This window comes from Telluria sp. ZB4P36, from assembly GCF_059685865.1.
This window is the reverse complement of sequence record NZ_JCASIE010000005.1, coordinates 15644-38408: the sequence shown is the minus strand read 5'-3', so window position 1 is coordinate 38408 and position 22765 is coordinate 15644. Positions and strand designations below refer to the sequence as shown.

The 22765-nt window shown below is 68.7% G+C and carries 18 protein-coding genes; all 18 read left to right on the top strand.

Translation table 11 applies throughout. From position 1 onward, the window contains the following. The first annotated feature begins 42 nt into the window (after positions 1-42). The 18 genes from AC56LK_RS09500 to AC56LK_RS09415 all read left to right on the top strand — a co-directional run bounded on the left by AC56LK_RS09500 (position 43) and on the right by AC56LK_RS09415 (position 22756). The gene (locus AC56LK_RS09500) at positions 43-1965 is read left to right on the top strand and encodes a CHASE2 domain-containing protein (protein ID WP_497184311.1); all 1923 of its coding nucleotides are present in this window, start codon (positions 43-45) and stop codon (positions 1963-1965) included. Next, positions 1962-3197 carry a tetratricopeptide repeat protein gene (locus AC56LK_RS09495; RefSeq protein WP_497184310.1) on the top strand — a complete coding sequence of 412 codons (1236 nt, stop codon included), beginning with the start codon at positions 1962-1964 and terminating at the stop codon, positions 3195-3197. The genes AC56LK_RS09500 and AC56LK_RS09495 overlap by 4 nt, the downstream gene beginning before the upstream one ends. Positions 3198-3201: 4 nt before the next feature. Then, a complete protein-coding gene (locus AC56LK_RS09490; protein WP_497184309.1) occupies positions 3202-4311 on the top strand; it encodes an acyltransferase family protein in 1110 nt (369 codons plus the stop codon). Between the two features lie 102 nt (positions 4312-4413). After that, a complete protein-coding gene (locus AC56LK_RS09485) occupies positions 4414-5487 on the top strand; it encodes a DUF5694 domain-containing protein (protein WP_497184308.1) in 1074 nt (357 codons plus the stop codon). Positions 5488-5648: 161 nt separating this feature from the next. Next, the gene (locus AC56LK_RS09480; protein ID WP_497184307.1) at positions 5649-5966 is read left to right on the top strand and encodes a VanZ family protein; all 318 of its coding nucleotides are present in this window, start codon (positions 5649-5651) and stop codon (positions 5964-5966) included. A gap of 23 nt (positions 5967-5989) precedes the next feature. Then, positions 5990-6751, top strand: a complete 762-nt coding sequence (locus tag AC56LK_RS09475; RefSeq protein WP_497184306.1) for a Crp/Fnr family transcriptional regulator — start codon at positions 5990-5992, stop codon at positions 6749-6751. A gap of 69 nt (positions 6752-6820) precedes the next feature. Continuing rightward, a complete protein-coding gene (locus AC56LK_RS09470; protein ID WP_497184305.1) occupies positions 6821-7141 on the top strand; it encodes a hypothetical protein in 321 nt (106 codons plus the stop codon). Positions 7142-7323: 182 nt separating this feature from the next. After that, complete coding sequence (locus tag AC56LK_RS09465; RefSeq protein WP_497184304.1) at positions 7324-8124, top strand: ABC transporter permease; 801 nt, start codon at positions 7324-7326, stop codon at positions 8122-8124. After that, positions 8124-9347 (top strand): ABC transporter ATP-binding protein, encoded by a 1224-nt coding sequence (locus tag AC56LK_RS09460; protein WP_497184303.1) that lies wholly within the window; start codon positions 8124-8126, stop codon positions 9345-9347. Before AC56LK_RS09465 ends, AC56LK_RS09460 begins: the two co-directional genes overlap by 1 nt. Continuing rightward, the gene (locus tag AC56LK_RS09455; RefSeq protein WP_497184302.1) at positions 9344-10663 is read left to right on the top strand and encodes an FkbM family methyltransferase; all 1320 of its coding nucleotides are present in this window, start codon (positions 9344-9346) and stop codon (positions 10661-10663) included. The genes AC56LK_RS09460 and AC56LK_RS09455 overlap by 4 nt, the downstream gene beginning before the upstream one ends. Positions 10664-10667: 4 nt before the next feature. Continuing rightward, a complete protein-coding gene (locus AC56LK_RS09450; protein ID WP_497184301.1) occupies positions 10668-13565 on the top strand; it encodes a glycosyltransferase in 2898 nt (965 codons plus the stop codon). A gap of 13 nt (positions 13566-13578) precedes the next feature. Then, the gene (locus AC56LK_RS09445; protein ID WP_497184300.1) at positions 13579-15498 is read left to right on the top strand and encodes a hypothetical protein; all 1920 of its coding nucleotides are present in this window, start codon (positions 13579-13581) and stop codon (positions 15496-15498) included. Then, the gene (locus AC56LK_RS09440; RefSeq protein ID WP_497184299.1) at positions 15495-16532 is read left to right on the top strand and encodes a glycosyltransferase family 2 protein; all 1038 of its coding nucleotides are present in this window, start codon (positions 15495-15497) and stop codon (positions 16530-16532) included. Before AC56LK_RS09445 ends, AC56LK_RS09440 begins: the two co-directional genes overlap by 4 nt. 4 nt (positions 16533-16536) lie before the next feature. Further along, the gene (locus AC56LK_RS09435) at positions 16537-16938 is read left to right on the top strand and encodes a GtrA family protein (protein ID WP_497184298.1); all 402 of its coding nucleotides are present in this window, start codon (positions 16537-16539) and stop codon (positions 16936-16938) included. Then, positions 16938-17792: a GNAT family N-acetyltransferase gene (locus AC56LK_RS09430; protein WP_497184297.1), complete on the top strand. Its 855-nt coding sequence runs from the start codon at positions 16938-16940 to the stop codon at positions 17790-17792. The genes AC56LK_RS09435 and AC56LK_RS09430 overlap by 1 nt, the downstream gene beginning before the upstream one ends. Continuing rightward, positions 17782-18567, top strand: coding sequence for a PIG-L deacetylase family protein (locus AC56LK_RS09425; RefSeq protein WP_497184296.1), 786 nt, complete (start codon positions 17782-17784; stop codon positions 18565-18567). The genes AC56LK_RS09430 and AC56LK_RS09425 overlap by 11 nt, the downstream gene beginning before the upstream one ends. Next, on the top strand, positions 18564-20675 hold the full coding sequence (locus AC56LK_RS09420; protein WP_497184295.1) for a DUF7024 domain-containing protein: 2112 nt from the start codon (positions 18564-18566) through the stop codon (positions 20673-20675). The genes AC56LK_RS09425 and AC56LK_RS09420 overlap by 4 nt, the downstream gene beginning before the upstream one ends. Then, positions 20672-22756 (top strand): ArnT family glycosyltransferase, encoded by a 2085-nt coding sequence (locus tag AC56LK_RS09415; protein ID WP_497184294.1) that lies wholly within the window; start codon positions 20672-20674, stop codon positions 22754-22756. The genes AC56LK_RS09420 and AC56LK_RS09415 overlap by 4 nt, the downstream gene beginning before the upstream one ends. The last annotated feature ends 9 nt before the right edge of the window (positions 22757-22765 follow it).

Below are 22765 nucleotides of genomic sequence, written 5' to 3'. Positions count from 1 at the left end.
TAATAGCTCTTCCGTTACGGCGTGGCCGAATCCCCTTCCACCATGAGCAACCGCATGCTGGCCCCGCGCCGGCAGGCAGCATTGGCGCGCACGGCCATCGCCGTCGTGGCGGTGCTGCTGACCGTGCTCGTGCAATGGGGTCCGTCTCTTGGCATGTCGTATTTCAGCAACATCTCTTTCGGAAGCGAGCTCCTGCGCGACCAGTTCATCCGTTGGCAGGCCAGTGTCGAGACGGAACCGCGCATCCTGGTCGTGGACATCGACGAGGCCAGCCTGGCGGCGGAAGGCGCGTGGCCGTGGTCGAGCACCCGCATCGCCGACCTGGTGGAGATCCTGCTCAGCCGCTATGAAGCGAAGGGCGTGGCGCTCGACATCGTGCGTCCGGAAGCGGGGGACGCCGAGGGCGACCTGCGCCTCAAGATGCTGGCCACCCATGGCCCGCTGGTGCTGGGCCAGGCCTTCGACTACGACTACGAGAACAAGCGTCCCGAGCCCCTGCGCGACGGCGTGCTGGCCGGCGCCCTGCCCCGATTGCAGCCGAAAGCCCGGCAGGCCGACGGCTACATCGCCAACCATGCAGGCTTCGCGGGCGCCCGTCACGTCGGCAACATGGGCTTCGTGCCCGCCAAGGATGGCGTGCTGCGCCACGTGCCGCTGGTGACGCGTTTCGAAGGCCGCGACTATCCGTCCCTGGGGCTGGCGCTGGTGGCCTGCTGCAGCGGCGCACCCCTGCCCCCGATCCCGGATGCGGACCACATGCGGATTCCCTTCAAGCGCGACTGGAATGCCTTTACCCTGGTCAGCGCCACCGACATCCTGAACGAAGTCATCGAGCCGAACAGCGCCAAGGGCCGGCTGGTGCTGGTCGGCTCGTCCTCGCTCGGCCTGGGCGACCGCGTCACCACCCCGCACGCGGCCAAGCGCCCGGGCCTGGGCGTGCAGGCCGAGATCCTGTCCGCCCTGCTCGACCGCCAGGCCGGCAAGGCGCCGGCGCCATGGCCGGGCCGCCTGGCCGCCTGCGCCTTCGCCCTGCTGGCGGCGCTGCTGGCCACCTTCGCCTTCCCGCGTCTGCCGGCCTGGGCCAGCGTGGCGCTGCTGGGCGTGGTGTCGGCCCTGTGGCTGGGCGCCGCCTATGAAATCGCGCCGCACGACCCGCTATTCTCGACCACCGCGCCGCTGCTGACCAATATGTTCCTGCTGGCCGTGGCCGTGCCCTACCAGTGGCAGATGGCGCAGCGCCGCTCGCGCCACCTGCTCGGCACCCTGCGCCAGTACGTGGCGCCCTCGGTGGTGCGCGAGCTGCTGCGCAGCGACCTGGCCGACCCGCTGGCGCCGCGCCAGCTCGACGTCACCACCCTGATCGCCGACATGGAGGGTTACACCACCCAGGTCGAATCCTTATCGATGGAAGAATCGGCGCGCCTGACGCGCGATTTCCTCGACTGCCTGACCGAGCCCGTGATCTCCGGCGGCGGCACGCTCGACAAGTACACCGGCGACGGCCTGGTGGCCTTCTGGGGCGCGCCGCTGCCGATCGAGCAGCATGCCGACCTGGCGCTGGATGCGGCGCGCGCCATCGTCGAGCGGGTCGAGGCGCTGTCGCGGGTGCGCGAAGCGGCCGGGCATCCGCCGCTGCGGGTGCGCATCGGCATCGAGAGCGGCCCGGCGGTCGCCGGCGACTTCGGCACCTCCTTCCGCAGCATCTATACGGCCGTGGGCGACAGCGTGAACACCGCGTCGCGCCTGGAACAGGCCGCGCGCGACTTTCCGCACGATGTGATCGTCGGCGCCGGCACCGTCGACCGCGCGCTGCGCCACCGCTTCATCGCGCTGGGCGAGCGGCGCCTGCGCGGCAAGGGCAAGGCGACCGCACTGTACACGCCGGCGGACTTCCCGCGCTCGCGCGTCGCCATCGCGAATCTAGCCGACCTGGCCGCGCCTGTGGCAGCCAAGGGCAGTTCATGAAGTCCATGTCGCTGCGCGCCTGGTGCGCGCTTTCCTTCCTGCTGGCCGCCGCTGGCGCGCGTGCCGGCGAGCCCCAGGCCGCTCCCGGCGAAGACCTGTACCTGCAGGCCCTGCAGTCGATCGCGGAAGGCCGTCGCACCGATGCGACCGCCGAGCTCCGGCGCGCCATCGCGCAGTCGCCCAGCCACGCCGGCGCCTGGCTCGAGCTGGCCCTGACCCACTGCGCGCTCGGCAATTCGGACGAAGCCGAACGCCTGTTCGCCATCATCGAGACCCGCTTCAATCCTTCGCCGGCGCTGCTGGAACTGATCGCCGAAACGCGCGAACAGGGCTGTTCGCGCTGGGACGTGTTCGCGAGCGGCGTGCTGACGACCAGCCGCGGTTTCGACCAGAACGTCAACCAGGGCGCGCGCACCACGCGCTACGTGGTCGATGCGCCCGGCGGCCAGGTGGAATACGAGCTGTCGGGCGACTTCACCCCACGCAGCGACCAGTACACCCAGCTCGCGGGCGAGTACATGCGCGAAGTGACGCCCAACGGCATGCTCGGCTTCGTGCAGTACCAGGTGCGCCACAACGACAGCCTGCACCAGTACGACACCAGTTCGCTGTTCACCGGCCTGGAAGCGCCCTACCGCTGGGGACGCTGGCGCATGCGCGCCACCGCCACGCTCGGCCTGGTGACCCTGGGCGGGCAGCTCTACCAGCGCCAGGCCCAGCTGCAGGCGCGCGTGGTGCCGCCGCTGCGCCTGCCCACGGGCACGCAGTTCAACGTGGTGGCGGCGCTCACCCGGAACAGCTTCCCGGCGCTGACCAACTTCGATTCGAGCACGCAGGAGCTGCGCGGCCACCTGTCCTGGCGCGGCGGCGACAGCTATGCGAGCGCCACGCTCGGCTACCTGAACGACCATGCGCTGGCGCATCGCCCGGGCGGCGACCGCAAGGGTTCCTTCGCCAACCTGCTGCTGCGGCGCCACCTCGGGCGCGGCATCAGCACGGAACTCGGCTACTCGCGCCAGACCTGGAACAGCAGCCGCGCCTATTCGCCGGGCCTGATCGACCAGGTGCGCGAGCAGGCCACCCAGGTCGCGCGCGCCAGCGTGAGCTATGCGCTCAGCAAGCAGCATGCACTGGTGCTCGATGCGCGCGTGGTGCGCAACCGCGAGAACATTTCGATCTTCCAGTACAACAACCGCCAGCTGCAGCTCAGCTGGCAATGGCAGCTGCCGTAAACCCATGGCCCCATTACAAAAAAACCGCACGCTCGAGGCGGCAATCGCTTCCCACGACAACGGCTTCAACCTGGTGCGCCTGGTGTGCGCCCTGCTGGTGGTGGTGTACCACACCTGGATGATGAACCGGGCCGCGCCGCATGCCGATCCCCTGACCCGGCTGCTGGCGCCGAACACCGACCTGGGCGCGCTCGCGGTCGGCGTGTTCTTCGTCATCAGCGGCATGTTCATCGCGCGCAGCTGGATGGGCGACCCGCACCTGGGCCGCTTTGCCCTGCGCCGGGTGGCGCGCATCGTGCCCGGCCTGTTCGCCTGCCTGTTCATCAGCACGGTGGCGGCGGTGGTGTTCTTTTCTGCGCCCGGCTGGCGCGGCCTGCTCGATGCCGCCCCCTGGCGCTTCATCTTCGGCAACACGGTGCTGCACGGGCTGGTCTACAACATTCCGGCCGAGGAATTGCGCATCGCGGGCGTGCTCGGCGGCCAGGACCTGAACGGCCCGCTATGGACCCTGTACTGGGAAGGCCGCATGTACGTGATGGTCGCCCTGATCGGCCTGGCCGCCGCCCTGCCCCTGCGCAGCTGGATGCGCGGCGCCGCCCTGTTCCTGCTGCTGGCGGCCAACCTGTTCCCGCAGGTGGCCGGCGGCTACCTGTGGGAAGTGCGCATGTGGTCGCTGTTCCTGGTCGGGATGCTGCTGCAGACCCTGGCGCCGGAGCTGCGCATCGGCTGGCGCCACGCCGCCTGCGCCCTGGCCCTGCTGCTGCTGAACTGGACCAGATCGAGCGCGCTCACGCCGAGCCCCCTGACCTGGTTCGGCATCGCGCTGCTGGCGGGGACGCTGGCCCTGTGCGTCGGCAGCCTGCGCATGCCGTGGGCGCCCCACGTGCAGCGCCACGACTACTCCTACGGCATCTATATCTGGCACTGGCCGGTCATCATCATGCTGCGCGAGGTCCTGCCGCCGCTAGGTCCATTGGCGTTGACGCTGGCCACGCTGGCCTTGGTGCTGCCGTTGTCCATGCTCAGCTGGCACCTGGTCGAACGGCCGGCGCTGGGCGCCGCGCGCCGCTGGCTGAAGCGCCGTACGCCGCAGGCGGTGGCGGTCGCGGCCTGAACCCACCCTGCATGAACTGACACGTCTGTACGCGTTTTCGCTGGACCGGAGGCGTGGCGCGCTTCTAAGATCGGAGCTCCTGAACAATTTGGACACCCGATCATGGCCCGACCTGTCACGCTGCTGTTCGCCTTCCTGTTTTCCACCGCTGCCGGCGCGCAGCAGCCCGACTTCGACCCGAGCAGATACAAGGGTCCGGCGCGCGGGCCGGCGAACGAGGTGATGGTGCTGGGCAGCTCGCACCTGTCGCAGCTTCCGAAGAACTTCGATCCGGCCGGCCTGCGCCCCCTGCTCGACCGCCTGGCCGCATGGCAGCCGCAGGCGATCGCCATCGAAGCCCTGTCGGGGCCGCAGTGCGATTTCATGCGCCGCTTCCCGCAGCGCTACCAGGACAGCATCGACACATACTGCGCGAACTCGGACCCGGCGCCGGCCCGGGCGGCGACCGGCCTCGACGTACCGGCCGCCACCGCAGCGGCCCAGGCGCTGCTGGCGGCCTGGCCCGCCGCACCCACGCCCGCCCAGCGGCGCCGGCTGGCGGCAGTCTTCCTGGCGGGCGGCGAGCCGGCTTCCGCCGTGGTGCAGTGGCTGCGCCTGCCCGAGGCCGAGCGCCGCGCCGGCGACGGCCTGGACGCGGTGCTGGTCGAGCGGCTGAAGCGCCTGCAACAGAAGCGTGACGAAAGCATGCTGGTGGCGGCGCAACTGGCGGCGCGGCTCGGCCACGAGCGTGTCTACCCGATGGACGACCATACCGCCGACGGCCCCAGCGCGGACGAGAAGGCCGCCGGCGCCGCCATCTCGAAAGCCTGGGACAACCCGGCGACGAAGCAGCGGATGGCGGCCTCGGCCGAACTGGAAAAGCGCCTGGATACGGCGGAGGGCGTGCTGGCCCTGTACCGCGCAGACAATGCGCCGGGCGCCACCAAACTCGCCTTCGACAGCGATTTCGGCGCCGCGCTGGAAGAACCGTCGCCGCAGCGCTTCGGCCGCAACTACCTCGCCTATTGGGAAACGCGCAACCTGCGCATGGCCTCGAACATCCGCGAGGTGCTGGGAGACCGTCCCGGCATGCGCATGCTGGTCATCGTCGGCGCCTCGCACAAGGGCTACCTCGAAGCCTACCTGCACCAGATGCACGACGTGCGGATCGTCGACACCGGCCCGCTGCTGCGCTGATACCGGACAAGCGGGCGAGGCTTGCCAGCTTGACCACGCACCGTTGCTGGCACGCGCCATACCTGGCGCGCGCCGGCCCCAAACCCACCTTAAGCAGGCTCGACCGTATACAATCACGGCTGTCGGAATTCTAGAAGGGCAAGTCGATCGTGGTGGGAGACATGGTGTTGCTGGGCACGGCCGCGACCGCCGTTTGCGTGGGCTGCCTGGTGCCGAACCGCTGGCTTCCGCCTTTGCCGAACGATAAGTTCCTGCACTTCGCCAGCTTCGCCGTGCTGGCAATGCTGGCGCTACGCGTGGCCCAGGGGCCTGGCGAAGCGCTATTCTGGCTGCTGGGACTGCTCGTTGCGGGCTGGCTCATCGAATGCCTGCAGGCACTGGTGCCGGACCGCCGCTTCTGCTGGCGCGACATCGGGGCCAACGCGGCCGGCATCGCCTTCGCGGCAGTGGCCGCCCAACTCTACGTCACTTTCTTCTGAGGCCAGCCATTTCAGAACCTACCATGACCGCGACCGCCAAAACCGCCACCGCCCGCCGGGCTCCTGCCGTGAACGATGCCACGGCCGCGCCGGAAGAGCGCCAGGTGCAGGTCCACCTGCGCAAGATCCCGCTGCTGGCCGATCTGTCGGACGAGGAGATCATCCGGGTCAAGCAGGAGCTGCGCTTCCGCCAGTACGGCAAGCGCGACATCGTGCTGCAGAAGGGCGGGCACGGCGACGGCCTGATGTTCCTGCTCTCGGGCCAGCTGCAGGTGATCGACGTGACCGAAGACGGCCGCGCCATCGGCCTGCGCATGCTGGCGCCGGGCGACTTCTTCGGCGAGATCGCCCTGATCAACAACTCGACCCGCTCGGCCTCGGTGGTGGCGATGTCGGAAGCGCTGGTGGCCCTGCTGCCGGCCGCCACCGCCATGCACCTGTTCGCGCACTCGCCCTCGGTGGCGACCCACATGCTCAAGCACCTGGCGCAAAAGATCCAGCGCGACTCGGAATTCCGCTCGCTGCTGAGCATTAACAATACCGCCAAGCGCATCTACACCTACCTGGTGCTGATGCAGAAGAACAAGGAAAACGAGCCGGGCGCCCCCGCCGTGGTCGAGAACCTGCCGACCCACCAGGACATCGCCAACATGATCAACACCAGCCGCGAGACCGTGACGCGGGCGCTGACGGCGCTGGCCCAGCAGGGGATTGTGCAGAAGGATGCGCACCGCTTGATCATCGTGAAGCCGGAGGCTTTGCAGAAGCTGGTGCAGGGGTCCTGAACCCGGCCCAAGGCCGCGGCTGCGTGCTACATTATTGTCATGACGCCCCCCTTTTTGAAGGAGATGACAATGAGCACGATGACCGGCAACGGTGGCATGCAAGTCAAACCCAGCCTGGGCAAGAGCCTGCTGGTCGTGGCGCTGGTGACGGCGGCCATCCTGATGATCCCGCTCGTCGCGATGCAGTTCACCACCGAAGTGGCCTGGGACGGCAGCGATTTCATCGCCGCCGGCATCCTGCTGGCCCTGACCGGCCTGGTCCTGACCTTCGCCCTGCGCAAGGTCCGCACGGCGCAAGGCCGCCTGATCGCCATCGGCCTGATCGGCCTGGGCTTCCTGTATCTGTGGGCCGAAATGGCAGTCGGAATCTTTACCAACATCGGCAGCTGACAGTCTTGTGGATACGCGACAAGCGCATGACAAATTCCAATTGACTTAAGACAAGATGTTACACCTGTAACAATAGATTGGCTGTTGGATGAAGTATAATTTTGGGCTCATCCGGCTTAGCCAATCCATATGCAAATCACATTGACGCACCCGAGCGGGGCGCTGCCGACGCGGGCCGCCCCATGATCTCGCCCCTGATGCTGCGCGGCCTGTGGGCCTACCGCGGTTTCGTGCTGGGCAGCGTCAAACGCGAATTCCAGTCGAAATACGTGAATGCGATGCTGGGCGCCGTCTGGTCGGTGCTCAGCCCGCTCGCCATGATCCTCGTGTACACCGTGATTTTTTCCGAGGTCATGCGGGCCAAGCTGCCGGGCAACGACTCCGGCGCCGCCTATTCGATCTACCTGTGCGCCGGCATCCTGACCTGGGGCCTGTTCGCCGAGATCGTCGCGCGCGGCCAAAACATGTTCCTCGAGCAGGCCAACCTGCTCAAGAAAATCAGCTTCCCACGCATCTGCCTGCCGATCATCGTGGTGCTCAATGGACTGGTGAACTTCGCCATTATCTTCGGCTTATTTCTCGTCTATCTCATCCTCTCGGGGAACTTCCCGGGCATGGTGTTCTTCGCCATGATCCCGGTGCTGCTGCTGCAGATCCTGCTGGCCATCGGCCTCGGCATGGTGAGCGGGATCCTGAACGTGTTCTTCCGCGACGTCGGCCAGTTCGTGAGCATCGCGATGCAGTTCTGGTTCTGGCTGACCCCGATCGTCTATCCGGCCTCCATCCTGCCCGAAGAAGTGCGCCCTGTCCTGATCTACAACCCGATGGCGGCCGTGGTCGGGGCGCACCAGGCGATCCTGGTCGAAGGCCGCCTGCCCGACTGGAATGCGCTGATCCCGGCCGCCTTGATGGCCGTGCTGCTGTGCATCCTGGGCCTGCGCCTGTTCCGCAAGCGCTCCGGCGAAATGGTGGATGAACTCTGATGGGCACCATCGTCGTTTCCAAGCTGGGCAAGGCCTACAAGCAGTACCCGACGCGCTGGTCGCGCCTGGGCGAATGGCTGCTGCCGCTGCGCGGCCCGCGCCACAAGCTCAAGTGGGTGCTCACTGACGTCAGCTTCCAGGTGTCGCCGGGCGAAGCCGTCGGCCTGATCGGCATCAACGGCGCGGGCAAGAGCACGCTGCTGAAACTCATCACCGGCACCACCCAGCCGACCACCGGCGCCGTCTGGATGGAGGGCCGCGTGGCCGCCCTGCTCGAGCTGGGCATGGGCTTCCACCCCGACTTCACCGGACGCCAGAACGTCTACATGGCCGGCCAGCTGCTGGGCATGACGGTGGACGAGATCACGGCCCTGATGCCGCAGATCGAAGACTTCGCCGGCATCGGCGAGTACATGGACCAGCCGGTGCGGGTCTACTCGAGCGGCATGCAGATGCGCGTGGCCTTCTCGGTGGCCACCGCGCGCCGCCCCGACATCCTGATCGTCGACGAAGCCTTGTCGGTGGGCGACGCCTACTTCCAGCACAAGTCCTTCGACCGCATCCGCCAGTTCCGCAAGGAGGGCACCACCCTGCTGCTGGTCTCGCACGACAAGCAGGCGATCCAGTCGGTGTGCGACCGCGCCATCCTGCTCGACGGCGGACGGCTGGCCAAGGAAGGCAAGCCGGAAGAGATCATGGACTACTACAACGCCATGATCGCGGAACGCGAAAACGAAACCGTCAGGCTCAACGACACCGGCGACGGCAAGGTGCAGACCATCTCCGGCACCGGCGAAGCCACCGTGGCCGACATCGCCCTGCTGGACGAAACCGGACAGCGCGCCGAAGTCGTGGACGTGGGCGCCGCCGTGACGCTGGAAGTGAAGGTGAAGGTCAATGCGCCGATTCCGCGCATGGTGCTCGGCTACATGATCAAGGACCGCCTCGGCCAGCCGATGTACGGCACCAATACCCATCTCAAGCAGCTGCCGCTGGAGGACGTCGCGGCCGGCGAGGAGGTCGTGTACCGCTTCGCCTTCCCGATGAACCTCGGCCCCGGCACCTATTCGGTCGCGACCGCGATCGTCAGCACCGAGACCCACCTGGTCAACAACTACGAATGGCGCGACCTGGCGCTGGTGTTCACCGTGATGAACATGCGCCGTCCCCACTTCGAGGGCTCGGCCTGGCTCGACCCGGCCATCGACATCCAACGCACATGACATTGATTTCCTATTCCCAGAACGCCGAAGACGTGCTGCTGTGGCGCGCGCTCGGCCACGTGCAGGACGGCTTCTACATCGACGTCGGCGCCAACGATCCCGAAGAGCATTCGGTCACCAAGGCCTTCTACGACGCCGGCTGGCGCGGCATCAGCATCGAACCGCTTCCTTCCTTCCACCAGGCCTTCCTCGACCAGCGCCCGCGCGACGTGAACCTGGCGGTGGCTGCAGGCTCCGCCAATGGCGAGCTGACGCTGTACGACACCCCGCAGGTGCGCGGCTGGGCCTCGCCGGAACAATCGGTGGCCGAGCTGCACCGTTCGGAAGGCCATGAAGTCGTCGAGCTGCGCGTCCCGGTGCGCACCCTGGCCTCGGTATGCGAAGAGCACGTCACTGGCGAGATTCATTTCCTGAAGATCGACGTCGAAGGCTTCGAGGGCGAAGTGCTGAAGGGGATGGACTTCGCACGCTGGCGCCCCTGGGTGCTGGTGATCGAGGCCACGCTGCCGAACAGCCGCGAAACCAACCACGCCTCCTGGGAAGCGATGGTCACCAGCCAGCGCTACCGCTTCGCGTGGTTCGATGGCCTGAACCGCTACTACGTGGCGGAAGAACACGCCGAGCTGCTGCAGCACTTCGGCATCCAGCCGAACGTGTTCGACGACTACATCTCGCACCACCTCGACAAGTCCTGGGCCGCCACCAAACAGCTCAAGAAGGCGCTCAAGGACGCCCAGCAGGACGCAGCAGGCGCGCACCAGGCGGTACGCGACAACGCGGAGCGGGCGGCCAAGGCCCTCGACCAGGCCCACCAGGCCACCATGCTGGCGAAGAGCGCCCACCAGCAGGCGCTGGCCGAACTGGCCCAGGCCCACGCGCAGGCCGAACAGCAGAAGCGGGAAGCGGACGCCCAGATCGCGGCCCTGCAACTGAGCAGCCACCACCTGACCGTGTGGGCCCACGACATGGAAGCACGCCTGACGGCCACCTATGCCAGCACCTCGTGGAAAGTCACCGCGCCGCTGCGCGCGCTTGGGCGCGTGCTGCGTGCGCTGCGCCGCCCCGGCCTGGCGCGCCGCGTCGTCACCAGGCTGACGGGCAACGAGCGCATGCGCCGCCTGCTCATTCCCGTGCTGCTGCGCTACCCCTCGCTGGGCCGGAAGGTCAGCACCTCGATCGCCGCCATCAAGCAGGCCGCGCCGGAACCCGGCGCCCCGATGGCGGCGGTCCCCGAAGAACTCAAGGGCTTGCCGGTCTCGGTACGCGCGGTGCTGGGCGACCTGCAACGCGTCCGCGGCAAGCGGGACGGCAACTAAGACTATGCGTATCGTCATCGATTTCCTCCACGCGCAGGACCGCCCCGAGCCGGCTGCGCTGAATTTGTCCCGGGCGCTCCTGCAGGCCTGCGGCACGCGCGAACTGTGGATCGCCGCGCCCTTGTCCCATCCGGACCTGCTCGAAGAACTGCGCCTGGCCTTCCCCGGCCATGTCCGCGCCTTCGACCTGACCGGGAATGCGCAGCTGCAGCCGGCCTTGCGCGAACACGCGCTGGCCAGCCTGTCGCCCGACGTGGTGCTGGTGCCGCATGAAGCCGGCGAGCACGCCGCCGCCCTGCCCTTCCCGGTGCTGGTCCGCCCGCCGCAAGGACAGGACGCCACCGCGCTGCTGGTCGAACTGGACGCCACCGCCGCCGAGCGCATGAATCCGACGCAGCCTGCGCACGCGACGCGCCCGCGGCTCGCCTACGTCTCGCCGCTGCCGCCGGTAAAATCCGGCATCGCCGACTACAGCGCCGAGCTGGTGCCCGAACTGGCGAAGTACTACGACATCGAGCTGGTGGTCGAGCAGGAACAGGTCCTCGATGCGCGCCTGGAAGGCTTCACGCTGCGCAGCAGCGACTGGCTGCGCGCCCATGCGCACAGCTTCGAGCGCGTGGTCTACCACGTCGGCAATTCGCATGCGCACCAGCACATGTTCGAACTGATCCGCGACGTGCCGGGCATCGTGGTGCTGCACGACTTCTACTTCTCGGGCGTGCTGGACAACCTGGAGCGCGAGGGCTACCTGCCGCAAGCCTTCGTGAAAGCGCTGTACGAATCGCACGGCTACACCGGCCTGCTCGGCCACCGCAAGGAAGGCCGCAATCCGGCGATCTGGAAGTACCCGCTCAACAAGGGCGTGCTCGACAACGCGGCCGGCGTGATCGTCCATGCCGACTTCTCGAAAGAGCTGGCGACCCGGTGGTATGGCCCGGACGCGGCCGACGGCTGGCAGACCATCCCGCTGCTGCGCGGCCGCCCGGAAAGCGCAAGCACGCCGGAAGCCCGCGCCGCCGCCCGCGCACGCCTCGGCCTCCAGGATGGCGACTACCTGGTGACCACCTTCGGCATGCTGGGCCGCACCAAGCTCAATGAAGAGCTGCTCGATGCGTACCTGGCCTCGCCGCTGGCTGCAGATCCGCACTGCCGCCTGGTCTTTGTCGGCGAGAACGATCCGGGCCTGTATGGCGCCGGCCTGCTGCGCAAGATCGCCGCCAGCCCGGCCGCCGGCCGCATCCGGATCGCCGGCTTCGTCGATGCCGCCACCTATGCCGACTACCTCGCCGCCAGCGACTGCGCGGTGCAGCTGCGCGCCTCGACCCGCGGCGAGACCTCGGCCTCGGTGCTCGACTGCCTGCTGTACGGCATCCCGACCATCGTCAACGCCCACGGCTCGACCGCCTCGATCAGCGAGGAACTGCTGGTGAAGCTGCAGGATGGCTTCACGACGCCGGAACTGGCCGATGCGCTGGCGCGCCTGCACGGCGATGCAGGCCTGCGCGCGGGCCTGTCGCAGCGGGCGCTGGCCCATATGGAACGCGAGCATGCGCCCGCCCATGTCGGCAAGCTCTACTTCGACGCCATCGAGGCCTATGCCACGCGCAGCCCGCTGGCCGCCTACCGCAAGGTGGTGCGCGCCGCGGCGCCGCAAGCCGCCGACGCCGAACTGCCGCAACTGGCCGCGGCGATCGCCTTCAACCGTCCGGCCGGCGCGCCGCGCCAGCTGCTGGTGGACGTGTCGGCCGTGGTGCAGTCCGACCTCAAGACCGGCATCCAGCGCGTGGTGCGCAGCATCCTGCTGTCTCTGATCGCCGACCCGCCGCCGGGCTTCCGCATCGAGCCGGTCTACTCGCACGGCGGCAACCGCAGCTACCAGTACGCACGCCAGTTCGGCCTTAACATGGTGGGCGAGACCGGCCTGGTGCTGGAAGACGCGCCGGTCGAGCTGCGCCCGGGCGACATCTTCTTCGGCCTCGACCTGTTCACCAACGGCACCTCGCAGAACGAAAAGCTGCTGCAGTCGATGCGCGACCGCGGCGTCGGCATCTATTTCGTGGTGTTCGACATCCTGCCGATGCTGCGCCCGGACGTCTTCCCCTTCGGGACCGAGCAGTACTTCGGCGATTTCCTGCGCACGGTGCACAAGGTATCCGACGGCGTGCTGTGCATCTCGCGCGCCGTGGCCGACGAACTGGCGGCCTGGCTCGAACGAGAGGGCCTGAAGCGCCGTGCACCCCTGAAACTCGGCCACTTCCACCTGGGCGCCGACATCGACGCCAGCGCGCCCAGCTTCGGCCTGCCGCCGGACGCCGGACAGGTACTGTCGGCCCTCAAGCAGCGTCCGAGCTTCATCATGGTCGGCACCGTCGAGCCGCGCAAGGGCCACACCCAATCCCTCAACGCCTTCGAACTGCTGTGGGAACGCGGCGAGGACGTCAACCTGGTCGTGGTCGGCAAACAGGGCTGGATGATGGAAAAGCTGTGCGAGCGCATGGCCACGCACCCGGAAAAATCGAAGCGCCTGTTCTGGATGAACGGCATCTCGGACGAGATGCTGCTCAAGCTGTACGACGCTTCATCGGCCCTGCTGTCGCCGTCCGAAGGCGAAGGCTTCGGCCTGCCGCTGATCGAGGCGGCCCAGAAGGGCATCCCGATCATCGCGCGCAGCCTGCCGGTGTTCCGCGAGGTGGCGGGCGAGCATGCCTATTACTTCGATGGCCTCGCGCCGGAGGACCTGGCCGATGCCGTCAGCGCCTGGCTGGCCCTGCAGCGCGAAGGCAAGGCGCCGCAGTCGACCGGCATGCCCTGGCTGACCTGGGACGGCAGCGCGCAGCAGGTGCTGGACGGCCTGGTGCGCCAGCAGTGGTACCGCGTCCTGCCGGGAGCAGCAGATGCATAGCGCCTTCTGAGCCATGCAGGCTTCCCACGCCTCCCACATCTCTTTCTGGCGCTTCCCGGCCATGGCGGCACTGGCGCTGTGCGCCCTCCTCGCCATGTACAAGCCGTACTACGGCGGCGACGTGGTCGAGTACACGCTCGCCACCGTGGCCATCGCCGAGCACGGATCGCCCGCCATCCGCGTGGACGACATCGCCCGCGTGCGCGCCCTGCTGCCCATGCTCACCGAACCTCTCGGCCTGCTGGAACGCGGCATGCGCGCGGGAGACCAGCAGCTGTACGCCGCCTTCGTACGCGGCCGCGACGGCGACGTGTTCCCGGTCCACTACTTCGGCTATTCCCTGCTGGCCGCCGGCCCCTTCAAGCTGTTCGAGGCGCTCGGCATCCCGCCCTTCAAGGCTTTCCAGGCGGTCAACCTGGCGGCCGTGTTCGTGCTGGGGCTGGCGCTGCGCCGCTTCTTCGGCTCGGAAACCAAGGCCTGGCTCGGCCTGGGCCTGTTCATGCTGTGCGGCGGCGCCCTCTACCTGCACTGGACCAGCCCCGAATGCGTCAGCGCCGCCCTGCTGCTGGCCGGCCTGCTGGCCTACACCGCCGGCGCGCCGCTCGCCGGCAGCGTGCTGGCCGGGCTGGCCGGGCAGCAGAACCCGACCATCGTGTTCTTTTTCGCCTTCGCGCCCCTGTTCAAGCTGTGGCTCGACTATGAGCGCGCGCTGGGATTGGCGGGGAACCTGCGCGCGCAGCTGACGCGCCGGAACATCCTGGGCCTGGCGGCCGGCATGGCGGTGTTCGCGCTGCCGCCGCTGTTCAACCTGTGGCAGTTCGGCGTCCCGAACATCATCGCCAAGCTGTTCTCCGACCCGGGCCTGATCGGCGCCACGCGCCTGGCCTCGTTCTACTTCGACCTGAACCAGGGCATGATCATCGGCGTGCCCGGCCTGATGCTGGCCGTGCTCCTGCTGCTGCCCCGCGCCGATGGGCGGGAACGCGGCGTGCTGCTGCTGGCCGCCCTGCTGACCTTGGCGCTGGCGCTGCCCGCGCTGGCGGTGCTGAACTGGAACTCCGGCGCGGCCGGCGTCATGCGCTATGCCTTCTGGGCTGCGATGCCCTTCGTCTTCGCGCTGCTGGTACTGCTGCGCCGCCTGCCGCGCTGGCCGGGGGTGCTGGTGGCGGGCCTGGCCGCGGTCCAGGCGACCGCCATGCTCCACGCCAAGCGCTACGACTACGTCCACTTCAGCCCCGCCGCCGTGCGCATGCTGAACCATGCACCCCAGTTCTATCATCCCGAGCCCGAGATTTTCGCCGAGCGCGCGGGCAACCACGACAACTACATCCAGCCCGACAAGCTCTACCAGCTGCAGCGCGACGGCGTGGTGGTGAAGACCCTGGTCCATGCGTCCAACGCCGATGCCGACGAACAGCTGTGCGGCAAGGGCGCCGCGCTGGCGCCCGATCTGCCGGTGGTGCCGAGCGCGCGCGGCTGGCGCTACATCGACGGCCCGCTGCGCTGCGTCGCCGGCGGCCTGCTCCAGCGCAGCTTCCAGTACGAGGCGCTGCGCGCCGGCGCGCCGGTGGCCCTGGTGACGGGCTGGAACCCGCTCGAACAGAATGGCCCCGGCTGGAACGGCGCCTGGTCGCACGGGGCGCGCTCGCGCCTGCGCGTGCGCCTCGACGGCGGCCCGGCCCAGTCCATCATCATTGCCGGCAACTACCTAGCGCCGAACCGCGAGACGCGCGTGATCGTCAACGGCGTCGATCTCGGCTGGCATGCGCTCGACCAGGCCGGACCGCTGGCACTGCCGCCGCAGGCGCGCGCCGCCACCCTCGACATCGCACTCGAACACGCCGCGCCGCAGGCGCCCGGTCCGAACGACCCGCGCCCGCTCGCTTTCTTCCTGCGTGAGATCAGCGTACGACAACTTCCTGGCACACCATGAACGCTCCCGTGAACCCGTCCCTCGATTCCACCATCCTGCATCCGCTGAGCATCAGCGATGCGGTTGCGGTGGTCATCCCCAGCTACAAGGTGACCCGCCACATCCTGGGCGTGATCGCCGGCATCGGCCCGGAAGTCACGCGCATCTACGTGGTGGACGACAAGTGCCCGGACGGCAGCGGCGCCTTCGTGCGCGAGCATTGCACCGACCCGCGCGTGGTGGTGCTCGAGCATGCGGTCAACCAGGGCGTCGGTGGCGCCGTGATGAGCGGCTACCGCGCCGCGATCGCGGACGGCGCCAAGGTGATGGTCAAGATCGACGGCGACGGCCAGATGGACGGCAGCCTGATCCCGAATTTCATCGCGCCGATCCTGGCGGGCGATGCCGACTACACCAAGGGCAACCGCTTCTTCAACCTGGAGCGCCTGGGCGCGATGCCGCCGCTGCGCCTGTTCGGCAATGCGGTGCTGTCCCTGATGACCAAGCTGTCCTCGGGCTACTGGGACCTGTTCGACCCGACCAACGGCTACACCGCGATCCACGCCGACTGCGCGCGCTACCTCCCCTTCGACAAGATCAGCAAGCGCTACTTCTTCGAATCGGACATGCTGTTCCGCCTGAACATCCTGGGCGCCGTGGTGCATGACGTGCCGATGGACGCCGTCTATGGCGACGAGGTCAGCAACCTGAAGATCCGCAAGATCGTCACCGAATTCCTGGCCAAGCACGTGATCAACTTCGGCAAGCGCATCTTCTACAACTACTACCTGCGCAACATGTCGGTGGCCTCGATCGAGCTGCCGCTGGGGATCCTGCTCACCATCTTCGGCGCCGTCTACGGCATCTCGCACTGGGTCGCCTCGGCGCGCTCGGGCACCGAGACCCCGGCCGGTACCGTGATGCTGGCCGCGCTGCCGGTGATCATGGGCGTGCAGCTGGTGCTGGCATTCCTGGCGCACGACGTCGCCTCGGTGCCGCGCAGCCCGCTGCACAAGAAGACCCTGTACCGCAGCAAACACGAGAACAGTAACTGAGCCCATGAGCGTTTCCGCACTCGCCTCGCGCTTGGCGTCAAAGCTGATGCAGCGCCAGTTCGCGGTCTTCGTGACGGGCGGCCTGATCTGCGCGTTGGCCGACGTCGGCCTGATGCAGCTGCTGCTGCAGGCCGGCGTGCAGGCCACCGCGGCCGCCAGCGCCGGCTTCGCGGCCGGCCTGCTGATCAACTACGCCTTCCACAGCCGTGTTACCTTCAGTGCCGCGGCCAATCCCGCGAGCTTTGCGCGCTACCTGTGCGTGGTCGGCATTAATTACCTGCTGACCATCGCCTGCGTGGCCGCCATGGAAGCCGCCTTCGCCAACCCGCTGGCCGGGAAACTGCTGTCGCTGCCGCTGGTGGCGGTGAACGGCTACCTGCTCGGCAAATACTGGATCTTCAAGTGATGCAAGCCCTGCATTTTGCCCCGGTACGTAACGACCCCGCCACCCTGGCCAGGTACGGTGCGCTGTTCGCCGCCTGCTTCCCCTCTACCTCCAAGTTCACGCCCGCCTACCTCGACTGGCTGTACGTCGCCAATCCGGACGGCGCCGCGGTCGGCTACGACGCCTGGGACGGCGAGCGCCTGGCGGCGCACTACGTGTGCGTGCCGGCGCGCGCCTGGGTCGAGGGCCGCGAGGTGCGGGTGCTGCTGTCGCTGAACACCGCCACCCACCCCGACTACCAGGGCAAGGGCCTGTTCACCAGGCTGGCCGCGATGACCTACGAACTGGGCGCGCAGGCCGGCTTCGAGGGCTGCTATGGCGTGGCCAATGCCAACAGCACGCCCGGCTTCGTGCGCAAGCTGGGCTTCCAGCTGGTGCGCCCGCTGGAGGCGCGCGTCGGCCTGGGCGCGCTGCGCCATGCGCCGAAACGGGCGGCCGCCGCGCTGTCCTTCGAACGCAGCTGGAGCCCCGAGGCCCTGGCCTGGCGCTGCGCCAGCCCGCACAACCGGGTCTGGCAGCGCAAGAAGGGCGGGCGCCTGCAGTTCCATGCCGCCGCCCTGAGCCACATCCCGGCCTATGCCGAGCTGGAAGCGGCTGGCCTGCCGGTGCAGCCGGAGGAACGCGCGCCCTCCCTGCTGCGCCTGTTCATCGGCCTGGCCCCGGACGCCACCAGCCGCTACTGGAACTACGCCAGCATCCCGACGCGGCTGCGTCCCTCGCCGCTGAACCTGATCTGGCGCGCCTTCACGCCGCGCGCGCCCCAGCTCGACGCATCGCGCATCCAGTTCAGCTTCCTCGACTTCGATGCCTACTGAAGTGCACACCGCCCTGTTCCTGTTCGCCCACCAGGACGACGAATTCGGGGTCTACCAGCGCATCCTCGCCTGCCGCCGGCGCGGGCTGCGGGTGGCTTGCGCCTATCTCACCGACGGCCAGACCGCGAGCGCCAGTGCCGAACAGCGCAACCGCGAATCCCTCGGCGTGCTGGCGCGCCTGGGCGTGGCGCCGGAAGACGTGTTCTTCGCCGGCGCAGAACTGGGCATCGGCGATGCGCGCCTGCCCCAGCACCTCAGCAGCGCAGCCGCCTGGATCGCACGCTGGCTCGACCGCTATCCGCTGATCGACGCCCTGCACGTGACGGCCTGGGAAGGCGGCCACCACGACCATGATGCACTGCACGCGCTGGCGGTCACGCTCGCCGCCGAACGCGGCCTGCTGGGACGTACCTGGCAATTCTCGCTGTACCAGGCCAAGGGCCTGCCCGGCCCGTTGTTCCGGGTGCTGGCGCCCCTCAGCGAAAACGGCCCCGCGGTCGCCGTCGCCATCCCATGGCGCGAACGCTTGCAGCACCTGCGCGCCTGCCTGTCCTATCCTTCGCAGCGCACCACCTGGATCGGCCTGTTCCCCTTCGTGCTGCTGCACTACCTGCTGCGCGGCGTGGAGCAGCTGCAGCCGGTCGCGCCCGCGCGCCTCGAACAGCGCCCGCACGCGGGCGCCCTGTACTACGAAAAGCGCCGTTTCTTCACCTGGCCGCAGATGCAGGCCGCGCTCGGCGACTGGCGCGCGGCCACGCCAAACACGACGACATGAACCTTGCTTCTCCTCCCGGACACGCCCTGGGGCGCGCACGCGCGCGCAGCCTCCTGCCCACCCTGCTCCTCGGCGCCGGCATGGCCCTGGTCGCCTGGTATCTCATCCAGCGCACGCTCGGTCTCTACCCCGGCATCTTCATGGACGAGTGGTACTACAGCAAGATGGCGCGCCTGGCGCCCCTGTCCGACGCCGCCGTGCCCTCCTACCTGTATTTGCTGGTGTTCGGCGCCGGCAGCAGCAGCTGCGGTTCCGGCTTCCTCGACTGCGTCCGCATCGGCAACGCCCTGTTCCAGGTCGGCGCCGCGCCCTTCCTCTACCTGCTCGCGCGGCGCGTGGTGCCGGCGCCGCTGGCCTGCGCCGTGGCCCTGCTGGCCCTGCTGGCGCCGCTGAATCTGTACACCACTTATTTCATGCCGGAGTCGATGTATTTCTTCGGCTTCGCCGTACTGGCCTGGGTCGCGGTCGCCGGCGCGCAATGGCGCAGCTGGGTCCATGCGCTGGCGGCCGGCGCGGTGCTGGGGCTGATGAGCCTGGTCAAGGTGCACGCCGTGTTCCTGCTGCCTGCGCTCTGCCTCTACCTCGTCTACGCCGCCCGTTTCCGTGCGCCCGGCGCCTGGATCCTGCGCGGCCTGGGTGCGGCGCTGCTGGCCGCCATCACCGCCGCCACCGTCAAGCTGCTGCTCGGCTGGCTGCTGGCCGGTGAAGCCGGCCTGACCCTGTTCGGCGCCTTCTACGGCGCGGGCGCAAGCACGGCTTCGCAACACGGCTTCCTGTCGCGCCTGCCCCCGGCCTCGGTCAGCGCACGCGGCCATGCGATGGGCCTGGCGGTGCTGCTGGGATTCCCGCTGGCGGCGCTGCTGCATGCGCTGTTCCGCCGCGACACCCACCGCGCCGGCAATCCGCTCGGCCTGCTGACCGTCTTCACCGTGCTCATGCTCGGCTCCGCGCTCGGCCTGGCCGTCCTGTACACGGCCTCGATCGCCTCGGACGGACCGCTCGAAGGCTTCCGCCTGCACTCGCGCTACTACAGCTTCGCGCTGCCCCTGCTGCTGGTGCTTGGCGCCGCCGCCACCCGGCCTGCCGTGGATGCCTCGGAACGCCGGTCCCTGCTGACGCAAGGCCTGATCGCCCTGGCGCTGGCCGGGCTGCTGGTCGTGGCATGGACCCGCCTGCCCGGCTTCGACCCTCGCATCACCGACAGCCCGGAATTCACTGCGCTCATCAAGCGCGAGCATCCCGTCACCGCCCTGTTCATCCTGCAGGGCCTGCTGCTGGCGCTGTGGCTGCGCTACCGCCGCGCCGCGGCCTGGGGTTTCCTGGTACTGGCACTGCCGCTGGCGCTGTACGTGACCGACGTCGAGGTGCGCACCTACCTCGGCCACCTCCGCACCGCGCCGGCCGCGGACCGCGCCGGCATCGCCGCGCGCACACTGATTCCGCCCGCCGAGCGCGGCGCCACCATGATCGTCGCCAATGGCGCCGACCTGTTCCGCACCCAGTTCCACCTCGACCAGCCGGAACTGATCCTGCTCGACCTGCCCGACGGCGCACCGGTCGACGCCTACCGCCTGCCTTCGCAAGCGCGCTGGCTGATCGCGGTGGGCCGCCACCAGCTGCCGCCAGGCCTGGTCCCGACGCTGAGCGACGCGGCCTTCACGATCGTGAAGCTGCCGCGCCCCAAGCGCAGCCTGGTCGGCGAATTCGCGTTCAGCGTCGCGCCCGGCCCCGGCCGGCTGGTCGAGCATGCCGAAGGCCTGTCCATCGTGGAAGCCTGGGGACGCTGGTCGGAGGGCAAGCGCGTGGAACTGCGTTTCGCCCGGCCGCTGCCGGCGCGCCTGACGGTGGTCCTGAGCGCCGGCGCCTTCGGCGCGAATACGGGCGCGCCCTTCATCCTGCGCGTGGGACAAGCCGAGACCAGCTTCCGCCTGGCCTGGGAAGCGCGCGAAGTGGTGCTCGACCTGGAGACCGACGGCCGCCAGCACAGCATGGTGATCGAGGTGCCGCATCCGCAGCGGCCGAGCGAACTGGGACACTCCACCGACACCCGGCACCTCGGGATTTCGCTGGCGCGTCTACGCATCGAGGAAAGGGCGGCGAAGGAATGAGCGCACGGCGTTCGAGCTGGCCGCTGGTCCTTGCCATCGCCCTGGCCTGGATCGCCTGGTTCCTGTACGGGCGCAACGCCGGCCTCCAGCCCAGCGTCTTCGCCGACGAGTGGTACTACAGCAAGATGGCACGCCTGACGCCGCTGGCCGAGGCCATCGTGCCCTCCTACCTCTACCTGTGGCTGTTCAAGGCGAGCAGCACCTGCGGCGACGGCTTCCTCGACTGCGTCCGGATCGGCAACCTCGCCTTCTTCGTCGGCGCCGCCCCCTTCGTCTACCTGGTGGCGCGCCGCTACACGGGCGGCGCCCTGGCCTGCGTCGTCGCGGTGCTGAGCACGCTGGCGCCGCTGAACTCCTTTACCGCCTATTTCATGCCCGAAGCCATGTATTACTTCGGCTTCTGTGTGCTGAGCTGGGTGGCCCTGCAGGGCAGCGACTGGCGCCCGGCAATCCATGCGCTGGCGACGGGCGTCGTCCTCGGCCTGATGAGCTTGGTGAAAGTGCATGCGCTGTTCCTGCTGCCGGCCATCCTTCCCTTCCTGCTGCTCGCCAGCCGCCAGCGCAGCGGCGCCTGGTTCATGCGCGGACTGGTCATGGCGGCGCTGGCGGCCCTGGCGACGCTGGCGGTCAAATTCGGACTCGGCTGGGTGCTTGCCGGGAAGGCGGGCCTGAGCCTGTTCGGCCCCTTTTACGAGTCGACCAGGCTGGCGCGCGACCGGCTGGCGCTGCTGGTGGCGGCCTCCGTCGGCGCGCGCGGCCACCTGATGACGCTGGCGCTCATGTACGGCCTGCCGCTGGCGATCCTGGTCCATGAAGTGTGCACGCGGGCACTGCGCGCACCCGCCGATTCCGACGCAGCCAGGCGGCGCCAGCTGCTGCACCTGTACGTGCTGCTGGTGCTCGGCGCCGCCGCCGGCGTGACGATCCTGTACACCGCCGGCCTGCACGTCGCGGGCAGCCGCGAAGGCTTCCGCCTGCACCTGCGCTATTACAGCTTCGTGTTCCCGTTGCTGGCGGTCGTCGCCGCGGCCGCGAGCGTGCCCCGCCACGAGCGCGAGCACGAGCACGAACATGCGCCCTGGCTGCGCTGGCTGCTGGCCGTCGCGCTGGGCGCGGTGCTGCTGGTGTCGCTGTCCAGGCTGCCGGGCTACACGATGAACGTGGTCGACGGGCCCGACATCTATGGCATCGACTTGGCCGGCAGGCCCTTCCCCATCCTGGTCGGGCTCCAGCTGCTGCTGCTGCTGGCGTGGGCGGCGCGCCTGCGCGCGGCGCCGCTGCTGTTCCTGTGCATCGTCCTGCCCATCGCCTACGCGGCCAGCAACCAGGGCGTGGGCAAGCACCTCGCCGCGCACCGCGCGCCGAGCCAGACCGACCTGGCGGCCAGCTTCGTCCACGCCCACGTCCCGCCGGCCGAGCGCAGCCAGGTGGTGATCGCGGGCGTCGACCTGAGCCTGCTGATGCGCGCGCAATTCCATATCGACCACCCGGACACGACGACGATGATGCTCGACTTCGGCCCGGTCACCGAATACCAGCTGCCGCAAAACAAGAAGTGGATGCTGCTGCTGGGCCAGTACGAGGTGCCCGAGCACATCACGACCGTCCTGCGCACGCCATATTACTCCTTCGTGCGCCTGCCCCAGCCGGAGCTGAAGATCAGCGAAGTGAAGCTGTCCGACCCGCTCGATGCGCGCGTGGTCGCCGCCGTCGAAGGCCTGTCCTACATCGAATCCTGGGGCCGCTGGTCGAACGCGAAGCAGGTGCGCATCCACTTCGCGCAGCCCTTGCCGCTCCGCGTCGGCGTGGTCCTCACCGCCCAGGCCTACGATGTGAATACGGCGCTGCCGTTCAAGGTGCATCTCGGCGGCCAGACCAGGGAATTCCGGGTCGGCTGGCACCAGCAGGAGGTCGGGCTGCATTTCACTACCGGCGGCAACGAGCGCACGCTGGTGATCGATATCCCGCAGCCGGTCGCGCCGGCCGAGCGTGGCGATCCGCGCGACAAGCGCAAGCTCGGCCTCGGCATCGGCAAGATCATCATTACCGACGCCGCGCGCCCGGCCCTGGCCGCACCTTGATCCGGCGCT

Coding starts and splice junctions, on each gene's coding strand:
- AC56LK_RS09420 (WP_497184295.1), top strand. CDS start 18,564: ATGAACCTTGCTTCTCCTCCCGGACACGCCCTGGGGCGCGCACGCGCG.
- AC56LK_RS09435 (WP_497184298.1), top strand. CDS start 16,537: ATGAGCGTTTCCGCACTCGCCTCGCGCTTGGCGTCAAAGCTGATGCAG.
- AC56LK_RS09425 (WP_497184296.1), top strand. CDS start 17,782: ATGCCTACTGAAGTGCACACCGCCCTGTTCCTGTTCGCCCACCAGGAC.
- AC56LK_RS09475 (WP_497184306.1), top strand. CDS start 5,990: ATGACCGCGACCGCCAAAACCGCCACCGCCCGCCGGGCTCCTGCCGTG.
- AC56LK_RS09415 (WP_497184294.1), top strand. CDS start 20,672: ATGAGCGCACGGCGTTCGAGCTGGCCGCTGGTCCTTGCCATCGCCCTG.
- AC56LK_RS09455 (WP_497184302.1), top strand. CDS start 9,344: ATGACATTGATTTCCTATTCCCAGAACGCCGAAGACGTGCTGCTGTGG.
- AC56LK_RS09445 (WP_497184300.1), top strand. CDS start 13,579: ATGCAGGCTTCCCACGCCTCCCACATCTCTTTCTGGCGCTTCCCGGCC.
- AC56LK_RS09450 (WP_497184301.1), top strand. CDS start 10,668: ATGCGTATCGTCATCGATTTCCTCCACGCGCAGGACCGCCCCGAGCCG.
- AC56LK_RS09470 (WP_497184305.1), top strand. CDS start 6,821: ATGAGCACGATGACCGGCAACGGTGGCATGCAAGTCAAACCCAGCCTG.
- AC56LK_RS09460 (WP_497184303.1), top strand. CDS start 8,124: ATGGGCACCATCGTCGTTTCCAAGCTGGGCAAGGCCTACAAGCAGTAC.
- AC56LK_RS09500 (WP_497184311.1), top strand. CDS start 43: ATGAGCAACCGCATGCTGGCCCCGCGCCGGCAGGCAGCATTGGCGCGC.
- AC56LK_RS09490 (WP_497184309.1), top strand. CDS start 3,202: ATGGCCCCATTACAAAAAAACCGCACGCTCGAGGCGGCAATCGCTTCC.
- AC56LK_RS09495 (WP_497184310.1), top strand. CDS start 1,962: ATGAAGTCCATGTCGCTGCGCGCCTGGTGCGCGCTTTCCTTCCTGCTG.
- AC56LK_RS09430 (WP_497184297.1), top strand. CDS start 16,938: ATGCAAGCCCTGCATTTTGCCCCGGTACGTAACGACCCCGCCACCCTG.
- AC56LK_RS09480 (WP_497184307.1), top strand. CDS start 5,649: ATGGTGTTGCTGGGCACGGCCGCGACCGCCGTTTGCGTGGGCTGCCTG.
- AC56LK_RS09440 (WP_497184299.1), top strand. CDS start 15,495: ATGAACGCTCCCGTGAACCCGTCCCTCGATTCCACCATCCTGCATCCG.
- AC56LK_RS09465 (WP_497184304.1), top strand. CDS start 7,324: ATGATCTCGCCCCTGATGCTGCGCGGCCTGTGGGCCTACCGCGGTTTC.
- AC56LK_RS09485 (WP_497184308.1), top strand. CDS start 4,414: ATGGCCCGACCTGTCACGCTGCTGTTCGCCTTCCTGTTTTCCACCGCT.